At 34.9% G+C, this 22017-nt stretch carries 21 protein-coding genes; 13 read left to right on the top strand and 8 right to left on the bottom strand.

What is annotated here, in order from left to right:
* Positions 1 to 79 precede the first annotated feature (79 nt).
* Both CHSO_RS12515 and CHSO_RS12510 read right to left on the bottom strand, forming a co-directional pair.
* Entirely contained in the window at positions 80 to 661 is a 582-nt protein-coding gene (locus CHSO_RS12515; RefSeq protein ID WP_045496374.1) for a Crp/Fnr family transcriptional regulator, read from the bottom strand.
* A gap of 69 nt (positions 662 to 730) precedes the next feature.
* A complete protein-coding gene (locus CHSO_RS12510) occupies positions 731 to 1375 on the bottom strand; it encodes a cysteine hydrolase family protein (RefSeq protein WP_084220975.1) in 645 nt (214 codons plus the stop codon).
* Between the two features lie 373 nt (positions 1376 to 1748).
* On the opposite strand from CHSO_RS12510, the gene CHSO_RS12505 reads away from it, so the two are divergent.
* The 5 genes from CHSO_RS12505 (at position 1749) to CHSO_RS12485 (ending at position 8348) form a co-directional block, all read left to right on the top strand.
* Positions 1749 to 4361 carry an FtsK/SpoIIIE family DNA translocase gene (locus tag CHSO_RS12505; RefSeq protein WP_045496372.1) on the top strand — a complete coding sequence of 871 codons (2613 nt, stop codon included), beginning with the start codon at positions 1749 to 1751 and terminating at the stop codon, positions 4359 to 4361.
* 92 nt (positions 4362 to 4453) lie between these two features.
* Positions 4454 to 4915: a hypothetical protein gene (locus CHSO_RS12500; RefSeq protein ID WP_045496370.1), complete on the top strand. Its 462-nt coding sequence runs from the start codon at positions 4454 to 4456 to the stop codon at positions 4913 to 4915.
* 145 nt (positions 4916 to 5060) lie between these two features.
* A complete protein-coding gene (locus tag CHSO_RS12495; protein ID WP_045496368.1) occupies positions 5061 to 5708 on the top strand; it encodes a LolA family protein in 648 nt (215 codons plus the stop codon).
* Between the two features lie 107 nt (positions 5709 to 5815).
* The gene (locus CHSO_RS12490) at positions 5816 to 7273 is read left to right on the top strand and encodes an LptF/LptG family permease (RefSeq protein WP_045496366.1); all 1458 of its coding nucleotides are present in this window, start codon (positions 5816 to 5818) and stop codon (positions 7271 to 7273) included.
* A 277-nt stretch (positions 7274 to 7550) separates the two neighbouring features.
* Complete coding sequence (locus CHSO_RS12485) at positions 7551 to 8348, top strand: hypothetical protein (protein ID WP_045496364.1); 798 nt, start codon at positions 7551 to 7553, stop codon at positions 8346 to 8348.
* A 309-nt stretch (positions 8349 to 8657) separates the two neighbouring features.
* Here CHSO_RS12485 and CHSO_RS12480 read toward each other — a convergent pair whose 3' ends face one another.
* The 3 genes from CHSO_RS12480 to pyrH form a co-directional block, all read right to left on the bottom strand.
* Positions 8658 to 9719 (bottom strand): 3-oxoacyl-ACP synthase III family protein, encoded by a 1062-nt coding sequence (locus tag CHSO_RS12480; RefSeq protein WP_045496362.1) that lies wholly within the window; start codon positions 9717 to 9719, stop codon positions 8658 to 8660.
* 176 nt (positions 9720 to 9895) lie between these two features.
* Positions 9896 to 10450 (bottom strand): ribosome recycling factor, encoded by a 555-nt coding sequence (gene frr, locus CHSO_RS12475; RefSeq protein ID WP_045496360.1) that lies wholly within the window; start codon positions 10448 to 10450, stop codon positions 9896 to 9898.
* A gap of 746 nt (positions 10451 to 11196) precedes the next feature.
* Positions 11197 to 11904, bottom strand: a complete 708-nt coding sequence (gene pyrH / locus CHSO_RS12470; protein WP_045496358.1) for a UMP kinase — start codon at positions 11902 to 11904, stop codon at positions 11197 to 11199.
* Positions 11905 to 12071: 167 nt separating this feature from the next.
* On the opposite strand from pyrH, the gene porQ reads away from it, so the two are divergent.
* From porQ to CHSO_RS12445, 5 genes are all read left to right on the top strand, one after another.
* Positions 12072 to 13064, top strand: a complete 993-nt coding sequence (gene porQ / locus CHSO_RS12465) for a type IX secretion system protein PorQ (protein WP_045496356.1) — start codon at positions 12072 to 12074, stop codon at positions 13062 to 13064.
* A gap of 72 nt (positions 13065 to 13136) precedes the next feature.
* Entirely contained in the window at positions 13137 to 13811 is a 675-nt protein-coding gene (gene cmk / locus CHSO_RS12460; RefSeq protein WP_045496354.1) for a (d)CMP kinase, read from the top strand.
* Between the two features lie 95 nt (positions 13812 to 13906).
* On the top strand, positions 13907 to 14257 hold the full coding sequence (locus tag CHSO_RS12455) for a YtxH domain-containing protein (protein ID WP_045496352.1): 351 nt from the start codon (positions 13907 to 13909) through the stop codon (positions 14255 to 14257).
* Between the two features lie 80 nt (positions 14258 to 14337).
* A complete protein-coding gene (locus CHSO_RS12450; protein ID WP_045496351.1) occupies positions 14338 to 14658 on the top strand; it encodes a phage holin family protein in 321 nt (106 codons plus the stop codon).
* A complete protein-coding gene (locus CHSO_RS12445; protein ID WP_045496349.1) occupies positions 14651 to 15148 on the top strand; it encodes a hypothetical protein in 498 nt (165 codons plus the stop codon). Before CHSO_RS12450 ends, CHSO_RS12445 begins: the two co-directional genes overlap by 8 nt.
* Positions 15149 to 15197: 49 nt before the next feature.
* Here CHSO_RS12445 and CHSO_RS12440 read toward each other — a convergent pair whose 3' ends face one another.
* Complete coding sequence (locus CHSO_RS12440) at positions 15198 to 15923, bottom strand: TrmH family RNA methyltransferase (protein WP_045496347.1); 726 nt, start codon at positions 15921 to 15923, stop codon at positions 15198 to 15200.
* Here CHSO_RS12440 and CHSO_RS12435 point away from each other — a divergent pair.
* Positions 15909 to 18515: a BamA/TamA family outer membrane protein gene (locus tag CHSO_RS12435; RefSeq protein WP_045496345.1), complete on the top strand. Its 2607-nt coding sequence runs from the start codon at positions 15909 to 15911 to the stop codon at positions 18513 to 18515. The genes CHSO_RS12440 and CHSO_RS12435 overlap by 15 nt on opposite strands.
* Here CHSO_RS12435 and CHSO_RS12430 read toward each other — a convergent pair.
* Together CHSO_RS12430 and CHSO_RS12425 are read right to left on the bottom strand one after the other, a co-directional pair.
* A complete protein-coding gene (locus CHSO_RS12430) occupies positions 18512 to 19069 on the bottom strand; it encodes a vancomycin high temperature exclusion protein (RefSeq protein ID WP_410493403.1) in 558 nt (185 codons plus the stop codon). The two genes, CHSO_RS12435 and CHSO_RS12430, sit on opposite strands and share 4 nt — an antisense overlap.
* Before the next feature lie 56 nt (positions 19070 to 19125).
* Positions 19126 to 20250, bottom strand: coding sequence for a ferredoxin--NADP reductase (locus CHSO_RS12425; RefSeq protein WP_045496341.1), 1125 nt, complete (start codon positions 20248 to 20250; stop codon positions 19126 to 19128).
* Positions 20251 to 20282: 32 nt separating this feature from the next.
* Here CHSO_RS12425 and CHSO_RS12420 point away from each other — a divergent pair, with 32 nt between their 5' ends.
* Complete coding sequence (locus tag CHSO_RS12420) at positions 20283 to 20849, top strand: TlpA family protein disulfide reductase (protein ID WP_045496339.1); 567 nt, start codon at positions 20283 to 20285, stop codon at positions 20847 to 20849.
* A gap of 20 nt (positions 20850 to 20869) precedes the next feature.
* On the top strand, positions 20870 to 21841 hold the full coding sequence (locus tag CHSO_RS12415) for an iron ABC transporter permease (RefSeq protein WP_045496338.1): 972 nt from the start codon (positions 20870 to 20872) through the stop codon (positions 21839 to 21841).
* The last annotated feature ends 176 nt before the right edge of the window (positions 21842 to 22017 follow it).

Here is a 22017-nt window from a genome sequence, read left to right as displayed (position 1 = left end):
ATATTTTTATTTCAAAAATAAGTAATTATGTTCACAATTATTCTCATCTAACTTTACTTAAGAACAGCGAGTTATTCATTTATTTTTCCAACGAGATTCTTTTTCTGATCTTACTTAAAAACTCATGGGTAATTCCAAGATAAGAAGATACCTGCTGCTGGGTAATCTTCTGCTCAAGTCCGGGATATTTTTCCAGAAATTCAAGATAGCGTTTATCTGCTGTTTTACCGGTTAAAGAAAGAATTCTTCTTTGAAGCGCCACTGATGAACGTTGATTCATAATCCTGAAAAGCTTCTCAGTCTGAGGCATGGCTTCATAGAGTACCTCCTTATCTTTCTTTGAGATCATCAATACTTCACTATCCATAAGGGCTTCAATGTTTAAAATACTGGGAACATCATTAAGCAGACTATCAATATCCGTGATCCACCACCCTTCTACTGCAAAATATAAAGTCTGTTCAAATCCGTTTTCATTGAGATAATAGATTTTGAAACACCCATTCAGAACAAAACCTTCGAAAAGGCAATAATCTCCTTCTTTCAGAACAATCTCTTTCTTCCTAAAGCATTTCAATTGGAAAGGTGCAGAAAACTGCTTGAACTCTTCTTCAGAAAGATCAATATAGCGGCTGATATTTTTGTAAAGCAGATTGAACATGATATTATTTAACAAAAATAAAGATACCAATATTACTGATATCTTTATTCTTTAATATGCTGGTTAATTTTATTTCCCTTTTAAGAAATCCTGAGTATTTACGATATTGGTATAAAGACCACCCAATGCAGATATTCCTGCTAAAAAAGATCTTTGAATTTCGGATGCCTTTATTATCTGTCCATTGAGTTCCCTGTCTCTTGTTGCAGTAGCATCCCCAACAATAGTGTTATTGAATCCGAAATCAAAAGCTGCTCTTGTGGTAGATTCTACACAAACATCTGTCATCATTCCGGTAATCACCAAATTTTTAATGTTTTTTGATTGAAGGTAATTCAACAGTTCCGTCTCTCTGAAACTGTTAGGAAAATGTTTTTCAATCACTTTTTCATTAGGCAAAGGGGAAACCAAGGAATGGATTTCTGCTCCCAAAGTTCCCGGCAAGAAGAAAACAGCTCCTTCATTGGTTGAAATATGACGGATATGAATTACCGGAAGGTTGTTTTTCCTGAAATATTCCAAAACCTGCTGAGCATTCTTACCCGCTTGTTCTGCTCCCTCCAATGTCATTTTTCCCCCGGGGAAATAATCGTTCTGTACGTCGATAATTAATAATGCTGTATTTTCCATTTTTCTTTTTTGTTGTGCGTTAGTTGATACCAGTGATAATAAAAACAGGCATAAAGTCAAAGTGCTTTTCAAGATATTTTTCATTGCTTACATTTTATGGGACAAAATTATCAGGTCTAAAACTTCTAGCCTTTGAACTAGTTCAAAAAATACTTCCTGACTAAAAATTAAATTCCGAAGAAAAAACCTGACTTAAACATAGATTTCAAACTTAAGTTTCATGATTTTTTGGAAAAATTATAAAGAAATACAAATCAATTAATATAATTTAACGGCTCTGTATTTGGATAAACAAAAAAAATAACCCTATTTTTATTTCAGACAATATTTATAAGATAAAGTATTTTTAAATCAACTTAAAATAATCTCAGTAAAAAGTGGTATTACAAAATGTTTTTTGAAGAAAAAAGATTCTTTTTAGTATTGAAAAAACGTTAAATTTGCCTCATTGATATTTATGGATAAAAAGACACAAAAAAAACCGACTGAATCGCCTGAAAAAGGCAGAATTTTATCTAAGCCACGTATATTTTTCGGGCTTACTTTTATACTGTTCTCCGCTGTTCTTGCTTTATCGTTCATTTCCTATTTAATGAACTGGAAGGCAGACCAAAGCCAGGCAGGAACCATGCTGGACAAAAGTATAAAATCTTCAAACATTTTCGGTAAAGCCGGGGATTGGTTTGGAAACATTTTCATATTTGAAAGCATTGGTATAGCCTCATTTATTATAGCATTTTTATTTCTGGTTGTTGGAACTCTGATCCTTAAAAAGAAGACCTTCAAGCCATGGAAAACAATTGGTCATTCTCTGTTTTTCATTTGCTGGCTTCCTATTTTTATGGGAGCGCTTACCAAAGGACAAGGCGTTCTTGGAGGTGTTTACGGATACCAGGTGATGGATTACTTAAATGCAATTATCGGCTCCGTAGGATTATGGACTGTATTAGCCGCAAGTATTCTTTTATATTTCATTCTTGAATTTAATCTTCGCCCAAGCTCTATCAAGGCAAAACTAAGTAAGATCAACGAAAATACTATTGGAAAAGTAAAATCAATGATGCCTGATTCTGATGAGGACTTTGAATCTGATGAAGAATTAAAAGAAGAAATTGATGAAACAGAAATCGAAGAAAAAGCAGCTCCGAATGTTACCGTAAGTGACATCACCAACTCTACATCTAATGGCTCCATCAATAAGATTAAAGAACCGGAACCTGTAAATACTCCAAAAGGATTCCCTGAAGTTCCGGCAACAAGTACTATTGAGACAATCACTACTCCTAATCATACTTCATTTGATAATGAGCCGCAACAGGTTGCTCAACCTGTAAGCTTAAATCTTTCTACAAAACCAACAATTCCGGTTTCAAGCCCGGAAGATGCTTTTGATATGAACCCTGCTATTTCTATTCCTGTTCCTACTCCGGCTCCTGTTATTCCTGTAACACCTGCGCCTGCACAGGAAAACATTAAGTTTAACGTAGAAGTAGCTCCGGTAATTGATGTTTTGGATGATTCTGACAAAAAATCTCAGGAGCTTGTTGAAAAACATGGTTTGTATGATCATAAATTAGATCTGGCTAATTTCCAAATGCCCCCTGTTGAGTTGTTAAAAGATTATGGTAACGAGGAAATTTCCATCAACAAAGAAGAATTAGAAGAAAATAAAAACAAAATTGTTGGACTTCTGAAGAACTTCAACGTAGGAATTGCAGAGATTAAAGCAACCATCGGTCCAACAGTTACTTTATACGAGATTGTACCGGAAGCTGGAATTCGTGTTGCTGCCATTAAAAAGCTACAAGATGATATCGCATTGAACCTTTCTGCATTGGGAATCAGAATTATTGCTCCAATGCCAGGAAAAGGAACCATTGGTATTGAAGTACCAAGAAAAAATCCCACAATGGTTTCTATGCGTTCCGTAATTGCTTCTCATAAATTCCAGAATACGGATATGGATCTTCCGGTGGTTTTCGGAAAAACGATTTCCAACGAGATCTTTATGGCTGACCTTTCAAAAATGCCTCACTTATTGATGGCGGGAGCAACAGGACAGGGTAAGTCTGTCGGGATTAATGCAATTCTTACTTCCCTACTCTACAAGAAGCACCCAAGCGAACTGAAATTCGTAATGGTTGACCCTAAAAAAGTGGAACTTTCTCTATATTCAAAAATTGAAAGACATTATTTAGCGAAATTACCAGACGCCGAAGAAGCCATCATCACAGATACCAATAAAGTAATCAATACTCTGAACTCTCTGTGTATTGAAATGGATACAAGATATGATCTTCTGAAGAATGCTTTCTGTAAAAACCTTAAAGAATACAACAAGAAGTTTGCGGAAAGAAAATTAAATCCTGAAAACGGACATCGCTTCCTTCCATATATTGTATTGGTAGTAGACGAGTTTGCAGACTTAATTATGACTGCCGGAAAAGAAGTTGAATTACCGATTGCCAGATTGGCACAGCTTGCAAGAGCTGTAGGTATCCACCTAATTGTTGCAACTCAGAGACCATCCGTAAATGTAATCACAGGTATGATTAAAGCCAACTTCCCGGCAAGAGCTGCCTTTAGAGTAATTTCCAGTGTGGATTCAAGAACGATCCTTGATTCTCCGGGAGCAGATCAATTGATTGGTAAAGGAGATATGCTTTATTTCAACGGTAATGAGATCTTAAGACTTCAGTGTGCTTTTGTTGATACACCGGAAGTAGAAAGACTTGCAGAGTTCATTGGAGAACAAAAAGGATACTCATCTGCATTCCTTCTTCCGGAATATGTTTCAGAAGATGCGAACAGTTCTTCCGTAGGTGCTTTTGATCCTAATGAAAAAGATGCATTATTTGAAGATGCTGCAAGAATTATAGTTTCCACACAGCAGGGATCTACTTCAATGCTTCAAAGACAATTGAAACTGGGCTACAACAGAGCCGGAAGAATTATGGATCAGCTAGAAGCAAGCGGTATTGTAGGAGGCTTCAACGGAGCTAAGGCAAGAGAAGTTATCATTAGTGACCTTCATTCTTTGGAACAGTTCCTGGAAGATTTAAGAAGCTAATCAATCCTAAAAATTATTAATCCAAAAAATCAATCTCGGGCATATTTGTTTAAATATGCCCGAGTAATATAAATCATATTCAAAGAATAATCATGAAAATTTCAATACAACAAACCATTAAACTGGGACTTTTTGCATGTACACTTACATTATCTTCATGTGCCTTAAGATCCGTTCCTAGCGATTATACTTCTGTAAAACTAGATGTCATCGACAATAATACTTTGGGAAATGGCAAAGTTCTTATTTATAATGGTGCTGGAGCTCTTCATAAGATGGATAATACAGCAAGATTAAATATTGGACTTGACGGCAAATCTCTGGGACAGATCAGACCAAAAGAATATGTTATTGTTAATTTAGAAAATGGAAAACACGAGTTTACAGCACTCCATATAGATATGGTAAATATGAGAAGTAAGCATCCGGTTGAAATTAATGAACATACTAAAGTTATAAAAATTGAACCTACTATTACTTCTAATAAACTAACCACAACTAATATTCTGCCTGAGAACTTTGATAAGTATATTGAAAGGCCAGAGGTAAGATAAATGGTAAAACATCGTCTGTAATACAGACCGTGTTGAAAGTGTTTTTTTGGAACAGTTTTTGGAAGAACAGCATTAATAAAAGGAAAAGCTCTATTGCTTTAACCTTGAAAGTTTAAAATTATCTAAAGATTATTAAATAGAAAAAATGAAAAATATTATTTCAAAAGTTATATTGGGAAGTTTTGTTGTAGGTGCAGTAGGTATGGCGAATGCTCAGAAAATAGATGCAAAAGCTAAAAAGATATTGGATGATATTACAGCCAACTATAATTCTAAAAAGAATTCTTACTTCAAATTTTCTTTTGGAAGCGGACTGAACGGACAGGTTAACAAAACAGAGCCTGGTATCTATTATACAGCCGGAGATAAATACAAACTGAAGATCATGGATACAGAACAGATCTTCGATGGAAATAAAATCTACAACATCAATGCAGATGATATGGAAGTAACCATTGCAAAACCTAACGGAAACAGTGCCATGTTCTCCCCTATCAACTATCTTACTACTTACAGAAACGAGTACAATGTAACTTATAATGGTAAGAAAACAGTAAATGGTGTAAATGCAGATTTCATTAAGCTTACTCCGGTAAAAGCAAACGGAATTCAATTTGTGTACATTTTTGTAGACTCTGCGAAAAAGCAAATGGTAAAACTGGAACAGCACGGAAACAACAAAGATGTTGCAGTAATTGCGATTAAAGAGTACAAAGAGAATCAGGATTTGGATCCTAATATGTTCGTTTTCGACAAAAATAAGTTCAAAAACTACGTCATTACAGAGCTTTAAAAGTTGAAAATCAAAAAGGTAAATTCACCTTTTGATAAATTCACTTCAGAAAAAAATAACAAAATATAAAAGCCGCAAGTTTGCGGCTTTTTGATTAATTTTGGCACATGTTAAAAATACTAGACAAATATATTATAAAAACCTTCTTTGGACCGTTTTTCTTTATATTCAGCGTATTGTTTTTCATTTTCATTGTAAACATTATCTGGGTTCAATTAGGACAGTTTATGGGAAAAGGATTAAGCTACTGGCAGATCCTGAAGCTTCTTTTTTACCTTGGGGTGAACGTTATCAGTATGGTTCTTCCGCTCACAATTCTTCTGGCGAGTATCATGTCATTCGGAGAATTTGGAGAACGCTATGAGCTGGCCGCTATGAAAGCGGCAGGAATTCCCCTTACCCGAGTAATGGTTCCTCTGTTAGGAATTACTACGATTCTTGCCATCATGCTGTTTTTCTTCTCCAACAATATTATTCCGGATTTTCAGAGGAAGGCAAAGAATATGCTTTTTAATATTGCTCAAACAAAACCTGCGATTAACTTTACTCCCGGGCAGTTCATTGACCAAATCCCAGGATACATGGTGAAGTTCGACAAGATCTACGGAGAAAACGGAGAAAATATTGAAGGTGTTTTTGTTCATAAAAAAGCCAATACTTACGAAAACCAGCAGTCTGTTGTAGCTGAAAAAGGGAAGTTTGTACCGGCAACCAACAAGAACTTTCTAAAACTAATCCTTTATAATGGATATGTATTTGAAGATAATTTTGCAGGAAAAGGAGAAGATGTAAGAAGAAAACAGCCTGACCAGGCTATTAAGTTCGATACTCTGGTGAATCACTTTGACATTAGTGAACTCATCAACAAGGCCATCGAAAAAGAGCAGATTACGGATGATTATCGTTTCCAAACTTATAATGAACTTAATACAACCATTGCCGTTAGTAAAAAAGAAAATGCATTGTTCTTTAAAAGTGTAGGAAATGATGTTTTAAACCAAACCAATAGTGTAGTTGCTTATATGGATCAGTCTAACAAACCTAAAGTAACACCAAAAGCACAGATAAAAATGGATACTGTAAAAAGTGATAAAAAGCTGGAAATGATTTACAGTTCCTACAACAGACTTGAAAATCTGAAATCAACACTTGAGGTTAAAAAGAATGAGTTCAGCACCAATGTAAAATACTTCAGTAAGGTTGTTATTTACCAGCAGAGATACATCTCTTATTCGGTAACTTGTCTTATTTTCTTCCTGATTGGGTCAAGTTTGGGATCTATCATCAGAAAAGGAGGAATGGGACTTCCAGTAATTATAGCGATTGTTATCTTCATCATTTTCTATGTGATTAATGTTGGGGTGGAAAACATTGCTTGGAGTGGCAAAATGAACCCCTATTTAGCAGCATGGCTTCCTAATCTCATTCTATTTCCATTCGGAGTATGGATGACTTATAAAGCGCTTACAGATTCACAGTTGTTTGATGCAGAAAAATACAAAGTACTGTTCAAACCAATTACGAAAAGATTCTCAAAAAATAAAGAGCATAAGAGATATCAATAATTTCAAGAAATAGAAAGGCCCGGAAAATCCGGGCCTTTCTATTTCTTGAAAGATGGAAGCTGGAAGTTACTTATAGACATATCATCAAAGCTGATTGTTAAAACTATTGTAGACATCATTATAATTGAGTTTTATATCATTTAAAGATTATTCCATATATCACTTTTTATCTTTAAAACAAACTCCAATTACTCTGTAACCACAATTACCTCCAGCCTCCAGCTTCCCACTTCCTGACTATCTCAAAAAGACTATATTTGCAAAAAACTTTAACTCCATGAAAAAAACACTGGCTTTAAGCCTGTTTGCGCTGGTTTCCTTTAATGCTTATGCGCAAGAAGACAACAACACCGATTATGCATTAAGAGGTGATGAAATATATGGTTATATTATAGACAAAAGTGGTAAAAAAACCGAAGGGATCGTAAGACTGAACGGAGATGCCCTGTCCCCCTGGGATAACCAGAAGAAAGTAAAATTTATTGCCGCATCTGACATTGATAAGTCTAAAAAGAAACAGAAGTTCAAAACACTGGATACTGATGACATCAAAGAATATGTTGCTATTGATAATAACAATAGCGAAAGGCACTTCGAAAACATTAAGTATACCAATACCAAAGAAGGATTTAATACAGCAACAGGAGGCTTAAGTGGCAATATCAAAGCTTTCAACAATCTTACAAAAAGCACACAATTTGCCGAAATCGTAACAGACGGCAAGATTAAGGTATATAAATTATATGGTTATCCTACTACCTTTTCAGCCGGAACCAGCCAGATTGCCGCCGCCGATGCAGAAACCAAGAGAATGAGAGAAACTCCCTCTTATATTTACAGTAAAAAAGGTGGTAAAATTGAAGAACTTACCTTAGCCAAAGCCAAAATAATTATTGGAGACTGCAGCTATGCTAAAAGCAAAATGACCAGTGGTACTTATGCTTCCCTAAAAAATGATGAAAAGAAAAGATCCGGTCTTGGCAGACTGATTAAAAGCCAGATTGACGACGTGATGTCAAACATCCCGGAAATTGTAGAAGAAGTTATTATGGATTACAATGAAAACTGTAAATAAATTACTGAATATAAGAAAAGAGACTCCAGAATCTGAAGTCTCTTTTTTTTTTCGTTGAAAATCTATTTAACCTGAGTTCGGGATAAGACCTTTTTGTTTTTAGTAAGAAAGCCTGAAGCTGGGAGAGTGGAGTGAGTTGATGTTAAAAAAACACTTACAACCCTGTAATCTATTATTCCTTTAAAGACTGCTTCATCAAATTTTACGGCAACGTCAGAAATGGTAGCTCCGATAGTAACTTCCAGCCTCTCTCTTCCAGCTTATTATCCTTAATTTTATGATCCCGAACTCGGGTTATTTAATGAATGATTAAAATTGATAAACAAAAGCGTTAATATTCATTCCAGCACCTACTGAAGCAAATAGAACAACATCATTCTTTTTGATCTCGTGATCTTCTAATTCACCCTTTAAAATCATAGCAAGTAAAGAAGGAATAGTTGCAACACTGCTGTTACCCAGTTTATGAATCACCATAGGCATGATATGCTCCGGAGTCGGAGTATTATACAGCTGATAAAACCTGCTAACAATGGCTTCATCCATTTTTTCATTAGCCTGATGGATGATAATTTTATTTAATTCATGGATTGAGTACCCGCTACTATCCAGACATTTTTTCATGGCTTCAGGAACATGCAGAAGGGCAAATTCATAGATTTTCCTTCCATCCATTTTAATATATTTGGTATCCGGACAACGTTCATTGTTGTAAGACTTCCCGAAATATAAATAATCCTTTTCTGCAAAGGTATAGGAAGCGGACAAATGAGATTTAATTCCAGATTCGTCCTCTGAATTAGTTTCAAGAACAGCAGCGCCGGCGCCGTCTGCATAAATCATACTATCTCTGTCATGGATATCCACCACACGGGAAAGTGTTTCAGCTCCAATCACCAAACAACGCTTGGCAATCCCTGCCTTAATAAATGCATTCGCTTGTATTACCCCTTCAATCCATCCCGGGCATCCAAATAAAACATCGTAGGCAACACAGAAATTATTTCGTATTCCTAATAAATGCTTCACACGGGCTGCAAGACTCGGAACCGTATCAGATTGAACAGTTCCAAACTTAACATCTCCAAAATTATGGGCGAATATAATATAGTCTAATGTTTCAGGATCTATTCCTGCATTTTCTATGGCAGCCTGAGCCGCTTTAAGCCCCAAATCTGAAGTGACTTGTGTACTTTTGGCATATCTTCTTTCTTCAATGCCTGTAATTTTTTTTAGTTTCTCTGTGATAGAGGCATTATTGTCTTTTAATAAAATACCTTCCTCATTAAGGAAAATATGCTTGTCAAAAAATAAATTGGTAATTGTTTCAGATGGGATATAGTTCCCCACTCCAATAATTCTGGTCATCATCTTTATGCTGTTATCCTGTTCTATAGTACTTTCAGGAATAATCCGATAAATATAACGATAATACTTAGCAATATATTATAACAAACTGATAATTCTAATTAATTTATAAATAATATTATGCAAAAAAGAGGATTCCAAAAATGGAATCCTCTTTCTATATTTTCAAAAACTGAAAATTATACTTTCATAATTTCAGCTTCTTTTGTCTTAAGATGCTCATCACAAAGCTTCACATACTTATCTGTATACGTCTGGATTTCTTCTTCCACTCCTTTTACAACATCTTCAGAAACTCCCTCCAACTTTTTAAGCTCTTTCAAACCTTCCTGTCTTGCGTTTCTTACAACGATTTTTGTCTGCTCTGTTTCGCTTTTAGCCTGTTTTGCCAAATCTCTTCTTCTTTCCTCCGTTAAAGGTGGTACATTAAGAATGATATTTTCTCCATTGTTAGAAGGTGCAAAACCTAAATTAGAATTGATAATTGCTTTTTCAATAGCATTGATTGCTGTTCTGTCCCAAGGTTGAATAGAGATAGTCATTGCATCTGGAATAGAAACATTGGCAACCTGATTGATTGGAGTCATTGCTCCATAATATTCAACCATTACATCCTGAACCATTGATGTAGAAGCACGTCCTGCTCTGATTCTTTGAAATGCATGGTCAAGGTGTTTTACCGCTGCATCCATGTCCTGTTTTACAGATTCTAATATTAGATCTAATTCTTCCATTATTATAGTATAGTTTGATAAATTACACATTAATTAATACTCACTGTAAATTAAATAGTTAAACCTCATAAGCCTTCTGCTTTCAAGCTATTTTTTACTATTTTTTACTATTCAGTGGTGCAAAAATAATGATTGTTTTCGATATTTCACTAAGCTTATATTCTCTATTTTTGGGAAAACAGCTCTTTTTTACTATCAATCGTTACTTGTTTTTTGTCTTTTATTCATAGTTTTCTATGATCATGGATTAGAAATAAAGTATTTTCACCAGCTCAAAATTTATTCTTTCTATTTAAAAGAAAAGAATTGACACCTAAACAATTAAAGTAGAGATCACTGTATTTTTTTTCTTTCAACCCCTTATATTTACTATTCTCAATACAGTTAGATTTTACCTCACTTCGTTTTAATCCCTGAAAATATGTGAAGCATTACCCATATTTTTATTGAGAAACATCACAGATGCCTGGAGTAAATGTTACTCACAGCAACATGGCACGATCTGTAGATGTACGTAAGTACAGATTATTCAAGCCAAATTTTTCTTGATGACTACTATCCACAACCGCTATGACGGATGAAGAATAAATTTAAGGACAAATAAAAACCACTTGTCCTAGCTTTAATGGCCGTAACAAGTGGTTTATTTTTTATAGAAAATTAATTTCCGGCAAAAGATAAGAAATAAGGAGATATATTATAATCCTACCTTGTATTCTCTAATCTATGTTCTGCCTGATATCTGATTACAAATCAACTAGAGTCCCTACATTTTCCCCATCTACAATTTTCACTAAATTTCCATCTTTATTCATATCGAATACAATGATAGGTAATTTATTCTCGTGGCTCAAAGTAAAGGCAGTCATATCCATTACCTTAAGATTTTTCTCAAATACTTCGTCAAAAGACAATGAGTTATATTTTACCGCATCAGCATTCTTCTCAGGATCGCTGTCATAAATTCCGTCTACTCTTGTTCCTTTAAGAATTACATCTGCTCCAATTTCGATTGCTCTCAATGTTGCCGCTGTATCTGTTGTAAAATAAGGGTTACCTGTTCCTGCGCCGAAGATCACTACTCTACCTTTTTCAAGGTGTCTTACTGCTCTTCTTTTGATGAAAGGTTCAGCTACTTTATCCATTTCAATCGCAGACTGAAGCCTTGTCTTGATCCCAGCATCCTCCAATGCACCTTGTAATGCCATACCATTGATTACAGTAGCTAACATTCCCATGTAGTCTCCCTGTACTCTGTCCATTCCTTTCGCAGCCCCCGCAACACCACGGAAAATATTTCCTCCTCCAATGACGATCGCTACTTCACAGCCTTTTTCAACTACTTTTTTGATCTCTGCAGCATATTCCTGCAGTCTTTCGTTATCAATACCGTATTGTCTGTTCCCCATTAAGGCCTCACCACTAAGTTTTAGAAGGATTCTTTTATATTTCATCTTTTATTTTTAATAAGCTTTTATTAGAGTGGGTTTCCCCAAAATTTGATTTTGCAAATATAATCATTAAAAATATTGATAAAAGAAAAATATTTAATTAGAAATAATGTAAGAAATATTTTGAAAAGTACGAAAAAGGATTATTTTTGCATTAATTATAAATTGAGTTGAAGAAAATTATCATTTTTTCATTATTTCTATCAGGAATTGTTTCTTATGCACAAACAGGAACAAATGTGTATCCGTTCTTAAATGTACCTGTATCTGCAAGACAGGCAGCCTTGGGTGGAGATGCAATTTCGATAAGAGATTATGATGTTTCCTTTGCTATTGCAAACCCGGCCCTGTTAAACAAAGATTCAGATAAACAGCTTTCTGTAAACGCTACCGCTTATCTTGCCGACTCCAAATACGGAACCATTGCTTATGCCAAAGACTTTGAAAATGGTCACATGGCCACTATCAATGCCAGATATATGAGCTATGGAAGTATTCCGAGGACCGATGAAAGTGGTTTTCAGGATGGAGAGTATAAAGCCTCCGATGTTGCTATTGGTGCCGGATATGCTTACCAGTTTGAAGAAGACTGGACGATTGGTGGAGGATTAAATTTCGTTACCTCAAAAATAGATAATTATACTTCTTCCGCCATCTCAGGAACTGCCGGAATTACGTATCATAATAAAAAGAACAAAGAAGTTCTCTCTCTTGTATTGAGAAACTTCGGTTTCCAGCTGAAATCATTCAACGGAACCCGCGAAAATCTCCCATTCAGAGTGGATGTAGGATATACAAGAATATTGAAAAATTTCCCTCTTGCTATAACTATCACAGCACACGATCTTCAGCAATTTAATATTTCATCAGAATATAATAAGGATGGTCAGGAAGTGAAGGCAGGCAGAAAAATTGCAGATCATTTCTCTTTAGGGGCAGAATTATTTCCTGAAAAAAACTTTAATATCAGATTGGGATATAACGTAAAAAGAGGAAATGAGCTCGCTGTGGCAGATCAAAGAAACTTTTCAGGACTTTCCGGCGGATTCGGAATTAAAGTTTCAAGATTTCGTATAGATTATGCTCACATAAGATACCACAACTCTTCGAACGTCAATCAGATAGGAATTTCTATGGACCTTTCCAGCCACAGAGGAGAATAAAAAAATCTTAAATACCTCTTAAAATTTCTTATTAGTTCTTGATTTTCTAAAAAAAATCTTGAAATTTGCAGTATGAAAAAACCTGTAATAGCTATCGATGGGTACTCGTCTACCGGAAAAAGTTCTATCTCCAAAATCATTGCTGATAAGCTAGGACTTATTCATATGGATACAGGAGCGCTTTACAGAGGAGTTACCTGGTTTGCTCTGCAACATTGTCTGAATGAAGAAGGCGGGATTAATCTGAACACTTTATTTTCATCTTTAGATCAAATTCATCTTGAATTTAAAAATAATGATGGAACACTTGTTCTTTATCTTAATAATGTAGACATTTCTAAGGAAATCCGCACCCATGAAGTTTCTGATAATGTAAGCCTTGTAGCCAAGCAAAAAGAAGTGAGAGATTATTTGTTACAATCTCAACGTTCTATCGCAGAAAAAGGAGGTGTCATTATGGATGGACGTGACATAGGGACAGTAGTTCTGCCAAATGCGGACTATAAATTCTTTCTTACTGCCAGCATAGATGAAAGAACCAACAGAAGATTTCTGGAATTAAAAGGACTGGGAATTGAAGCAGATAAAGATCAGGTAAAGCAAAACCTCATTGAAAGAGACAAGATCGACAGTGAACGCGAAATAGCACCATTGAAGCAGGCTGATGACGCTACGGTAATTGATAACTCTGAGCTTACTAAAGAAGAAACCATAGAACTGATTCTTTCTTATATCGAAAAGATTTAACAATTTTTAATAAGCATACAGTCTCCTTTGGTACACAAATTGTAAGTTTTACTAGTGTAAAAACTAATCTATTATTAACTATTAAAAAACTTAAAATGTCTAAAAACGGAAAAAATACAGCAGGTATATTAGCGGGACTTCTTGCAGGTGCTGCAGCAGGTGTAATCTTAGGAATGTTATATGCACCGGAAGAAGGAAAAGAAACAAGAAAAAAAATCAGAAATAAAGCCAATGATCTGAAGGATCAGGCAAAAGACAAATACGGAGAGGTTTCTGAAAAGGTAAAAGATCAATATGGTAATATTTCTTCTACTTTTAAAGAAACAGCTAACAACGTAGCACATACTGTGAAAGACGGATATGACAAATACAAAGATCAGATTGTTTCTAAAACAGCAGATGTGGTAAAAGATGTAGAAGCAGAACTTAATGATCTTAAATCATAAGTAATTTATCTTTTTTAAGTAAATTACAGAAAGGAACTTTTGTGCGAAAGTTCCTTTTTTTGTAACTTTAAAAAAAAACAATGATAGAAACTATTAAAGAATACGCCTCAAAGAGAATAGACCTTCTGAAAATAGAAGCTACAGAAAAGTCTTCCCTTTCTGCCGGGCTCATTACCTACTTTGTAGTACTGCTTGTTGCTTTTGCTTTTTTTATTATCCTTTTCAATTTTGGAATCGCTTTTCTTATCGGTAAGGCTTTGGATAATTATTCCTACGGTTTCTTAATTGTTGCGGCATTTTATGCTGTAGTAATGGCTTTTGTCATTGCATTCAAAAACAAGATTGTAAATACTGTTGCAGATCAGGTTATTAAATTTTTAAATCATTCAAGCCATGAGTAGAAAATATGAAAGCATAGAAGAATTAAGAAGAAAGAAAAAACTGCTTCAAGGTGAAATCAATGATCTGGAAAACCTTCTTACTTTTAAAAATACCAAGGAAAGCCTTAGTGCATTTACCAATGGTTTAAGTGATCAATATCTCCAGGAAAAAGTAGATGAAGATGGAGATGAAAAAGTGGTTCTTAGAAAGGATGTCATTGCCAAGCAGCTTACTTCTGAAGTGAAAGACCTTCTGATCAGTAAAAATACAGCAGTAGGATTTGCCAGTACGGCCTTCAAGGGAAATATTGCGGATAGTATTATTAAATTGGGTGTTACAGCTATTGTCGGTAACTATGCCAAAAAGAATATGAAAAGTTCTAATTGGAAGAATAAACTGGTAGGAGCAGCCTTAATTTACCTCGCTCCTATTGCTCTGAAATATGTCAGAAAAAAATTGGAAGTATACCAGAAAAATAAAAGTGTTTCCAGTATGGAACAGCTTATTTAAGGAATTATGGCTTAGAAAATATATAATTATTCTCTAAGCCATAATTTTTTTATTTTGAAAATAATTGTCCTAAAATAATTCCGGCAGCCATTGATACATTTAGGCTTTCTGTAGACTGGGATTTTCCAAACCTTGGAATGGTGATGCATTTTTGCAATAATTTTTCTGTTTCCGGTCTCATTCCGTTTCCTTCATTTCCAAGAATCAGATTAATTTTTTCAGGCTTTTCAAATGTATAGATGTTTTCTCCATCCATATCTGTTCCGATATTTACATTTTCTGTTTTTGAAAGATACTCAACAAGATCTGTGTATACCATATTTACTCTCGTAAACGATCCCATTGTTGCCTGAATTACCTTTGGATTATAAACATCCACCGTATCTTCACTGCAGATAATCTGTTCTATCCCAAACCAATCTGCCAACCGGATAATGGTCCCCAAATTCCCCGGATCCTGTATTCCATCCAGAACAAGCTGTATTTTCTTATCAGCCCATGATTCTTCCTCTGCCAGATAGCACACGGCAACAGAATCTTTGGGGGTTTTAAGAAAGCTGATTTTTTTTAACTCATTTTCAGAGATATGGGTAATAGGGATATCAGTACGGTCCAATTTTTGCGGATCGGTTGATAATATTTCTTTAACTTTAAAGTTAGAATTGAAAAGTTCACAAATGATTTTATTACCTTCAACCAAAAACAAATTGTATTTTTGTCTGAACTTCTTTTTATCTAAAGATTGTAAAACTTTTATTGTATGAGCTGTAAGCATTATAAGAATTCTCCTCAAAAATATTATAAAATTATTTCATTTGCAACATTTGTTGGTCTCCTTTATGCTTGTAGTACCACAAAAAAAGTTCCAGATGGTGATTACCTGCTTACTAAGAATAATTTTGAATTCGAAGATAAGAAAGAATTTTTTGATGAAGAGCTGAAAGATTATGTTCAGCAGAAACCTAATAAGAAGCAAGTTCTTTTTATGCCATTGGGTCTTATGTTTTATAATATGGCCACTCCAAAATACGATACAATTCTTAATGAATATATGACCTATCCTCGTGAAATGAGAAATCAGAAACTGAGGGACTCTTTATTTATTAAGTATAATATGAAAAACAGTATTGGAAAAAACCTTTTCTTTGACCGTCTAATGCATACATGGGGTTCACCACCGGTTATTTTGGACCAGACCAGAAGTGAAAAAGGTGCAGAGTCCATCAAAAAAAGATTGACTTACCGAGGTTTTTGGGATGCAGAAGTAAAATACAGACATGATTTAGATTCTGCATCTAAGAAAGCAGCGGTAAACTATTTCATCAAACATAATGATCCTACTTATATTAAAGATTACTTTTTTAATATTCCCGACCAGGGTATCAAACAAATTTATAATGCTCATCTGAATAAAACGCTGGTAAGATCAGGTAAGATCCTTGACCAGACTGTTCTTGAAAAGGAAGTAACGAGGATTACAGACTTAATGCGAGAATATGGGTATTATAAATTCAACAATACCAATGAAGAAGTGTATTTTGTTGCCGACTCCTTAAAAAGTAAAAAACAAGTTCCTGTTACTCTGGAAATTCATAAAGATTCTCTGGACCGACCTTATAAAAAAGCCACATTTGGAAATATTGATGTTGCTATTGTAGATGATGTTAATGATTATCCTAAAAATACGGTTAAAGACAGTTTGAGGAGAATCAGATTTCATAAAATGAATGACAAATACAGAACATCATCATTATGGAGAACCATCATTGTAGACAGTAAGCAGACGTACGATCAGCAGAAACTGGACGTTACCAAAAGGAACCTCCTGACAATGAACAATTTTAGTATCGTAAAAGCTAGAGATTCTTTAAGACAAGGTGGCTTTACTGCGCCTAATGACAGTATTGTAGATGTGTTATATATCTTGAAACCGCTTCCTAAGTATGAGCTTAAAGTAGGAACAGACCTTAATTATTCCCAGATTCTTAATCTTGGTGTTTCTCCTTCTGTAGACCTTACCACCCGAAATCTTTTCAGAGGGGCAGAAAACCTTTCTACCAGTCTTTCCGGTACATTTGGATCTATTGCAAGCACAGAAAATACAGATAAGAGAGTATTAGCATATGAAATATCAGCTCAGGCGTCCCTGAACTTCCCAAGATTGCTACTACCATTTAATTATTATAAATTCATCCCTAAAAGATATACACCTACTTCATCTATTCTGTTGGGAGCATCTATACAGAATAATATCGGACTGGGAAGGGTTAACTTCAACACCGGATTAAATTACCAGGCAACGGTAAATGATTTGGTTTATCATAAGCTAACCTTATTTAATACACAAATCAGTTTAACAAAAAATAAAAGCGCCTATTATGATTATTTCGTTAACGATGAAGTGGTAAGAAAAGCAATATTTGCTGATTATTCTGCTCATTATCCCGGACTTCATCTTGAAGACAAACTAAAATCCGGAGAGTTTACGATAGATGGTGTTTCTGAACAGATCATTAATGACGGTGATTATCGTGGCAGTCTTAATGAACAGGGCTTAGATTTGCTTACAACATTCAGAGGAAGTCTTATTAATAAAGAAAGACAGACGGAAGATGTCTTTATTTCTTCTATGATCTACAATTTTGTCTATAATGAAATTGGAAAAAAGGATTACCCTAATGCATTTTATTTTAATGGTAAAGTGGAGCTTGCCGGTAATATCCTAAGTTTATTCAATAAGAAAAGTAATGATGGAGGAATTATTACAGCACCACAAAAAACAATCTTTGGTATTCCTTATGCTCAGTTCGTAAAATTTGATATTGATGCAAGAAAATATTTCAAATTCAATGGTAACCAGACTTTGGTTCTTCGTCAATTTATTGGTGTGGGTATTCCGTACGGAAACTCCAAAGACATGCCGATCATCAAATCTTATTTCAATGGAGGCTCTAATGATATCAGAGCTTGGGTGGCATTCGGAGGGTTAGGTCCAGCTGCTTCCCAGGTAGATGAAAGAATACGTGCTTACATGACCAATGATGTAAAACTGACAACCAATATTGAGTACAGAATTCCGTTTAACAGTATGTATGAAGGAGCTCTGTTTACAGATATAGGAAATACATGGAGTCTTCGTAACCATAATGATGCTCATCAGGATGAATTCAGGTTCAATAAGTTCTTAGGGCAAATGGGTATTGGTAGCGGATTCGGTTTAAGAATAAATGTAGCATATATTACCCTGAGATTAGATTTTGCGTATAAGATCTTTGACCCTAATAAGCCAGAAGGTGACCGTTGGAGATTCAAAACGTTACAGCCTTTCAAACCAACCATTAACTTTGCATTCGGATATCCTTTCTAATCCGGAGAAACTCCCAAAATAAAGTACACTACAGCAATAACACGGGCGAGGATTTCCCTCGCCTGATTTCTGTAGAAACTTTCAGGCTTCGTTACATCCTGCGCATCAAAACCCAGGGCATTCATATCATTATTTCTTGCAAAAAATAAAGCGCGGAGGTTATGGTATCCCTGAGAAACAATAATGACATTTTTCTTCTTATAAATATCTTTACAACGAAGAATACTTTTGTAAGTGTTAAAACCTTTCGGGTCTTCAACAATAATATCTTCAGGAACACCTTCCTGATAGATTAAATAGTTTTTCATTGCAGCAGGTTCATTGTACCCTTTACTTTTCTCCCCACTTACAATAATTTTCTTAATTTTTCCATGGTGATAAAGAAGAGCTGCAGCATCCATCCTTTTGGTAAAATAAGGATTGGAAAGACCTGATCTCATCTTTGGAGATGTTCCCAGCACTAAAGCAACTTCCCTTGGCGGAATTTTTGAAATTTTGGTATAGGTACGTCCGTTGGTAAGTCCGAAAACCCACACATTACAGAAACATATCATTAAAATTCCTAATTCTAATGATATAAAACCCAAGTTAAATATGTTCCTAATAATTCTCAACTAAGATCAAAGTTAAGCTTTATTTTTTTACTTTTCACTATTGACATACAAGCTAATATATGTCCCTGCCCTTCCTCTTTTTCGGTAAGATACTCATTCTCCAACAGTTCCACTTCACCTTCTTCTAAAGAACATTCGCAACTTCCGCAGATTCCTGATTTACATGAATAAGGAACCGGAAATTTTTGAAGTAAAAGTTGCTGCAGGATTCTATCCTTATTATCAGAGAGTTGAGTTGTATATTTCTTTCCTAACATCGTAAATTCCACCTCTATATTTTCAATCAATGGAAATTCTTTTTCTACAGGATAAATATCATCATTATATTCTTCAAAAAGTTCAAAATGGATATTCCGTTTTGGAATCCCGTGATGGTAACAAGCATTTGCCAGAGTTTTAATCATCTCTCCTTTTCCACAGATCAAAACTTCATCCACAGCATCCCAAATCGTAGATTCTTCATCAGTATCATCCAAATGAAGAATTTGATTGATAATTAAATTTAATTTCTTTTCATCCAATCGCCCAAAGAAAAACTGATCAGCCGTTTTCTCCTGTGAAAAGAAGTAAAAAATCTGAAGCCTGTCTCCACAGGTTCTGGCAAGGTTGTCCAGCTGGTCTCTGTAAATAAGGTCTTCCGAACTCTTATTTCCAAAAAATAAAAACAGCCTTGTTCTGGGTTCGTTATGAAGAATATTCTTGAAATGGCTTAAAATAGGGGTAATTCCAATACCGGCAGCAAAAGCAACAATTGTTCTGAACTCAATGGGTTTAGATACAATCGTAAATCTACCTGCAGGTTCACTTATCATTAATTCGTCACCTTCACTATAGTTTTGAAACAGCTGAGAAGTAGCTCCGTCAGGAGAATTAATCTTAATTCCCAGACATATTTTCCCTTCATAAGGAGCAGAAGTCATCGAATAATCATTAATAACTTCTTCTCCATGCGACTGAAATTTAACACTAACGAACTGCCCGGCATCAAACTTAAAGTTTTCTTTCAAATTCTCCGGAATATCGAACTCCAGAGAAAAAGTATTTTTGGTCAGCTCTACCTTTTTCGTTACTTTTAACGGATGAAACTGTATCAGTTTCCCTTTATAGATTTGTTGTTCCATACTTCAATTCAAAAATAGATAAAAAATAATTTATGAAGAAGATAATTTTATCCACGTTGATCCTGACTGCTCTTTACAGCTGTAAAAAAGAAGCTTCAAAAACTGACGGTAATACTACTACTGCTACAGATTCAGTGGCTGCAACCCAAAACACGATGGATCAACCGACTACCTATACTCCCAAAGAACTTTCTCCTGAAAATGTAGGTCAGCACTTAGCTAAAAATAATGATACTTTGTATGTTACCAATTTTTTTGCAACATGGTGTGGCCCTTGCATCAGAGAGATTCCAAGTTTTAAAAATAAAATGCAGGAATTAAAAGATAAGCCTGTAAAGTTCACCTTCATAAACCTTGATGACCGGGCAGATTGGGATACTGCTGTGAAAGATTTTGTGGTAGAACATAATCTTGGAGCGAATGTCATTTTACTGGATGGACAAAAACTGGATCCGAATTTCTTTTCCAAAAACTTTAAACAGTGGGATGGTGGGTCCATTCCTTTTACGTTCATGAGAAAAGGGGATAAAACAGATGAATTTTTAGGAATGATGACTGAAGAAGCATTAAACTCTAAAATCAATGCTTTTCTAAAATAAAATATACATCTTTCTGAATCATGTCAAAAAGATTTAAGATCCTGTGTTTATTATTGACCATTGCAATCATTGGAGGCGCAATTGTTAATCTGAACACTGGATTTTTGAGTTTAAACCTTCAGGATTTCTTTCAGGATTCTGCACAAAGTCAAATCGCTGAAATCCGTATTAACAGGGTTCTTGTGATGTTGTTGGCCGGAATTTCAATTCCAACTTCTGGTTTTCTAATGCAGGAATATTTTCAAAATCCTTTAGCCGGACCTGATATCCTGGGAATTACTTCTGTTGCCAGCTTATCGGTAGCATTTTATATTTTCTTCTCTCACAATATCCTGATCCCGGAATTTCTGCAAAACAGTTTTCTGAGCCTGTCAGCTATTGGAGGAAGTTTATTACTGATGCTAATCCTGCTATCCATGTCTAATAGATTTCAGGATAAATCTTATCTTATTATTTTTGGATTTCTGATATCTGCTTTTGCAGGAGCCATTGTTTCTCTGTTACAGTTTTATGCAGAAAATCAAAGCCTGAAAAACTATATTTTATGGTCATTCGGAGCTAATAATATGGTCACCAGAAATCAGATTTACGTACTGTTTATTTTAGTATTGACAGGATTATTCTTCTGTTTTAAATCCATAAAGCCTTTAATAGGAAATTCTCTGGGAACATCATACGCTCAGAGTTTGGGAGTTAACCTAAAGCATTTAAAACTTTTAATAATAATAGCTTCTTCCCTACTTTCCGCATCTATTACTGCTTTTTTAGGACCTATCCTGTTTATTGGAATTATTGTTCCTCACTTTTGCCGATTGATCTATAATCCTTCAAAACTATGGCAGCAATGGATCTTAAATATGTTCCTAGGAATGTTGGTGATGTTGTTCTTCTCAGTGATTGCAGAAAAAACTCAAATCCCATTAAATGTAATAAGTTCGGTATTTGGAATTCCTGTGATCTTGCTGATGCTTTTGAAGCAGAATAAAGTGTAAATCTTTGTTGGAAAACGCAAAGACGCAAGTTTATTTCTTACATTATTTTTTAATCGCTCGCAGATTGAGCAGATAATGCAGATTTTTGCGAATAATTTTATAACTTTCTAAATATATATAATAAGATAAAACCTTCACTTTGTGTCATTCCGTAGGAATCCAAACCAGCTATGTAG

Source organism: Chryseobacterium sp. StRB126 (assembly GCF_000829375.1).
In the GTDB taxonomy this organism is placed as follows: Bacteria; Bacteroidota; Bacteroidia; order Flavobacteriales; family Weeksellaceae; genus Chryseobacterium.
The sequence above is the reverse complement of the archived record's forward strand: the minus strand, read 5'-3'. Positions and strand labels throughout refer to the sequence as shown.

Coding starts and splice junctions, on each gene's coding strand:
- CHSO_RS12435 (WP_045496345.1), top strand. CDS start 15,909: ATGAGCTGTAAGCATTATAAGAATTCTCCTCAAAAATATTATAAAATT.
- CHSO_RS12450 (WP_045496351.1), top strand. CDS start 14,338: ATGATAGAAACTATTAAAGAATACGCCTCAAAGAGAATAGACCTTCTG.
- frr (WP_045496360.1), bottom strand. CDS start 10,450: ATGGAAGAATTAGATCTAATATTAGAATCTGTAAAACAGGACATGGAT.
- CHSO_RS12485 (WP_045496364.1), top strand. CDS start 7,551: ATGAAAAAAACACTGGCTTTAAGCCTGTTTGCGCTGGTTTCCTTTAAT.
- CHSO_RS12505 (WP_045496372.1), top strand. CDS start 1,749: ATGGATAAAAAGACACAAAAAAAACCGACTGAATCGCCTGAAAAAGGC.
- CHSO_RS12510 (WP_084220975.1), bottom strand. CDS start 1,375: ATGAAAAATATCTTGAAAAGCACTTTGACTTTATGCCTGTTTTTATTA.
- CHSO_RS12495 (WP_045496368.1), top strand. CDS start 5,061: ATGAAAAATATTATTTCAAAAGTTATATTGGGAAGTTTTGTTGTAGGT.
- pyrH (WP_045496358.1), bottom strand. CDS start 11,904: ATGAAATATAAAAGAATCCTTCTAAAACTTAGTGGTGAGGCCTTAATG.
- CHSO_RS12490 (WP_045496366.1), top strand. CDS start 5,816: ATGTTAAAAATACTAGACAAATATATTATAAAAACCTTCTTTGGACCG.
- CHSO_RS12440 (WP_045496347.1), bottom strand. CDS start 15,923: ATGCTTACAGCTCATACAATAAAAGTTTTACAATCTTTAGATAAAAAG.
- CHSO_RS12445 (WP_045496349.1), top strand. CDS start 14,651: ATGAGTAGAAAATATGAAAGCATAGAAGAATTAAGAAGAAAGAAAAAA.
- CHSO_RS12480 (WP_045496362.1), bottom strand. CDS start 9,719: ATGATGACCAGAATTATTGGAGTGGGGAACTATATCCCATCTGAAACA.
- cmk (WP_045496354.1), top strand. CDS start 13,137: ATGAAAAAACCTGTAATAGCTATCGATGGGTACTCGTCTACCGGAAAA.
- CHSO_RS12430 (WP_410493403.1), bottom strand. CDS start 19,069: ATGATATGTTTCTGTAATGTGTGGGTTTTCGGACTTACCAACGGACGT.
- CHSO_RS12500 (WP_045496370.1), top strand. CDS start 4,454: ATGAAAATTTCAATACAACAAACCATTAAACTGGGACTTTTTGCATGT.
- CHSO_RS12425 (WP_045496341.1), bottom strand. CDS start 20,250: ATGGAACAACAAATCTATAAAGGGAAACTGATACAGTTTCATCCGTTA.
- CHSO_RS12415 (WP_045496338.1), top strand. CDS start 20,870: ATGTCAAAAAGATTTAAGATCCTGTGTTTATTATTGACCATTGCAATC.
- CHSO_RS12420 (WP_045496339.1), top strand. CDS start 20,283: ATGAAGAAGATAATTTTATCCACGTTGATCCTGACTGCTCTTTACAGC.
- CHSO_RS12455 (WP_045496352.1), top strand. CDS start 13,907: ATGTCTAAAAACGGAAAAAATACAGCAGGTATATTAGCGGGACTTCTT.
- CHSO_RS12515 (WP_045496374.1), bottom strand. CDS start 661: ATGTTCAATCTGCTTTACAAAAATATCAGCCGCTATATTGATCTTTCT.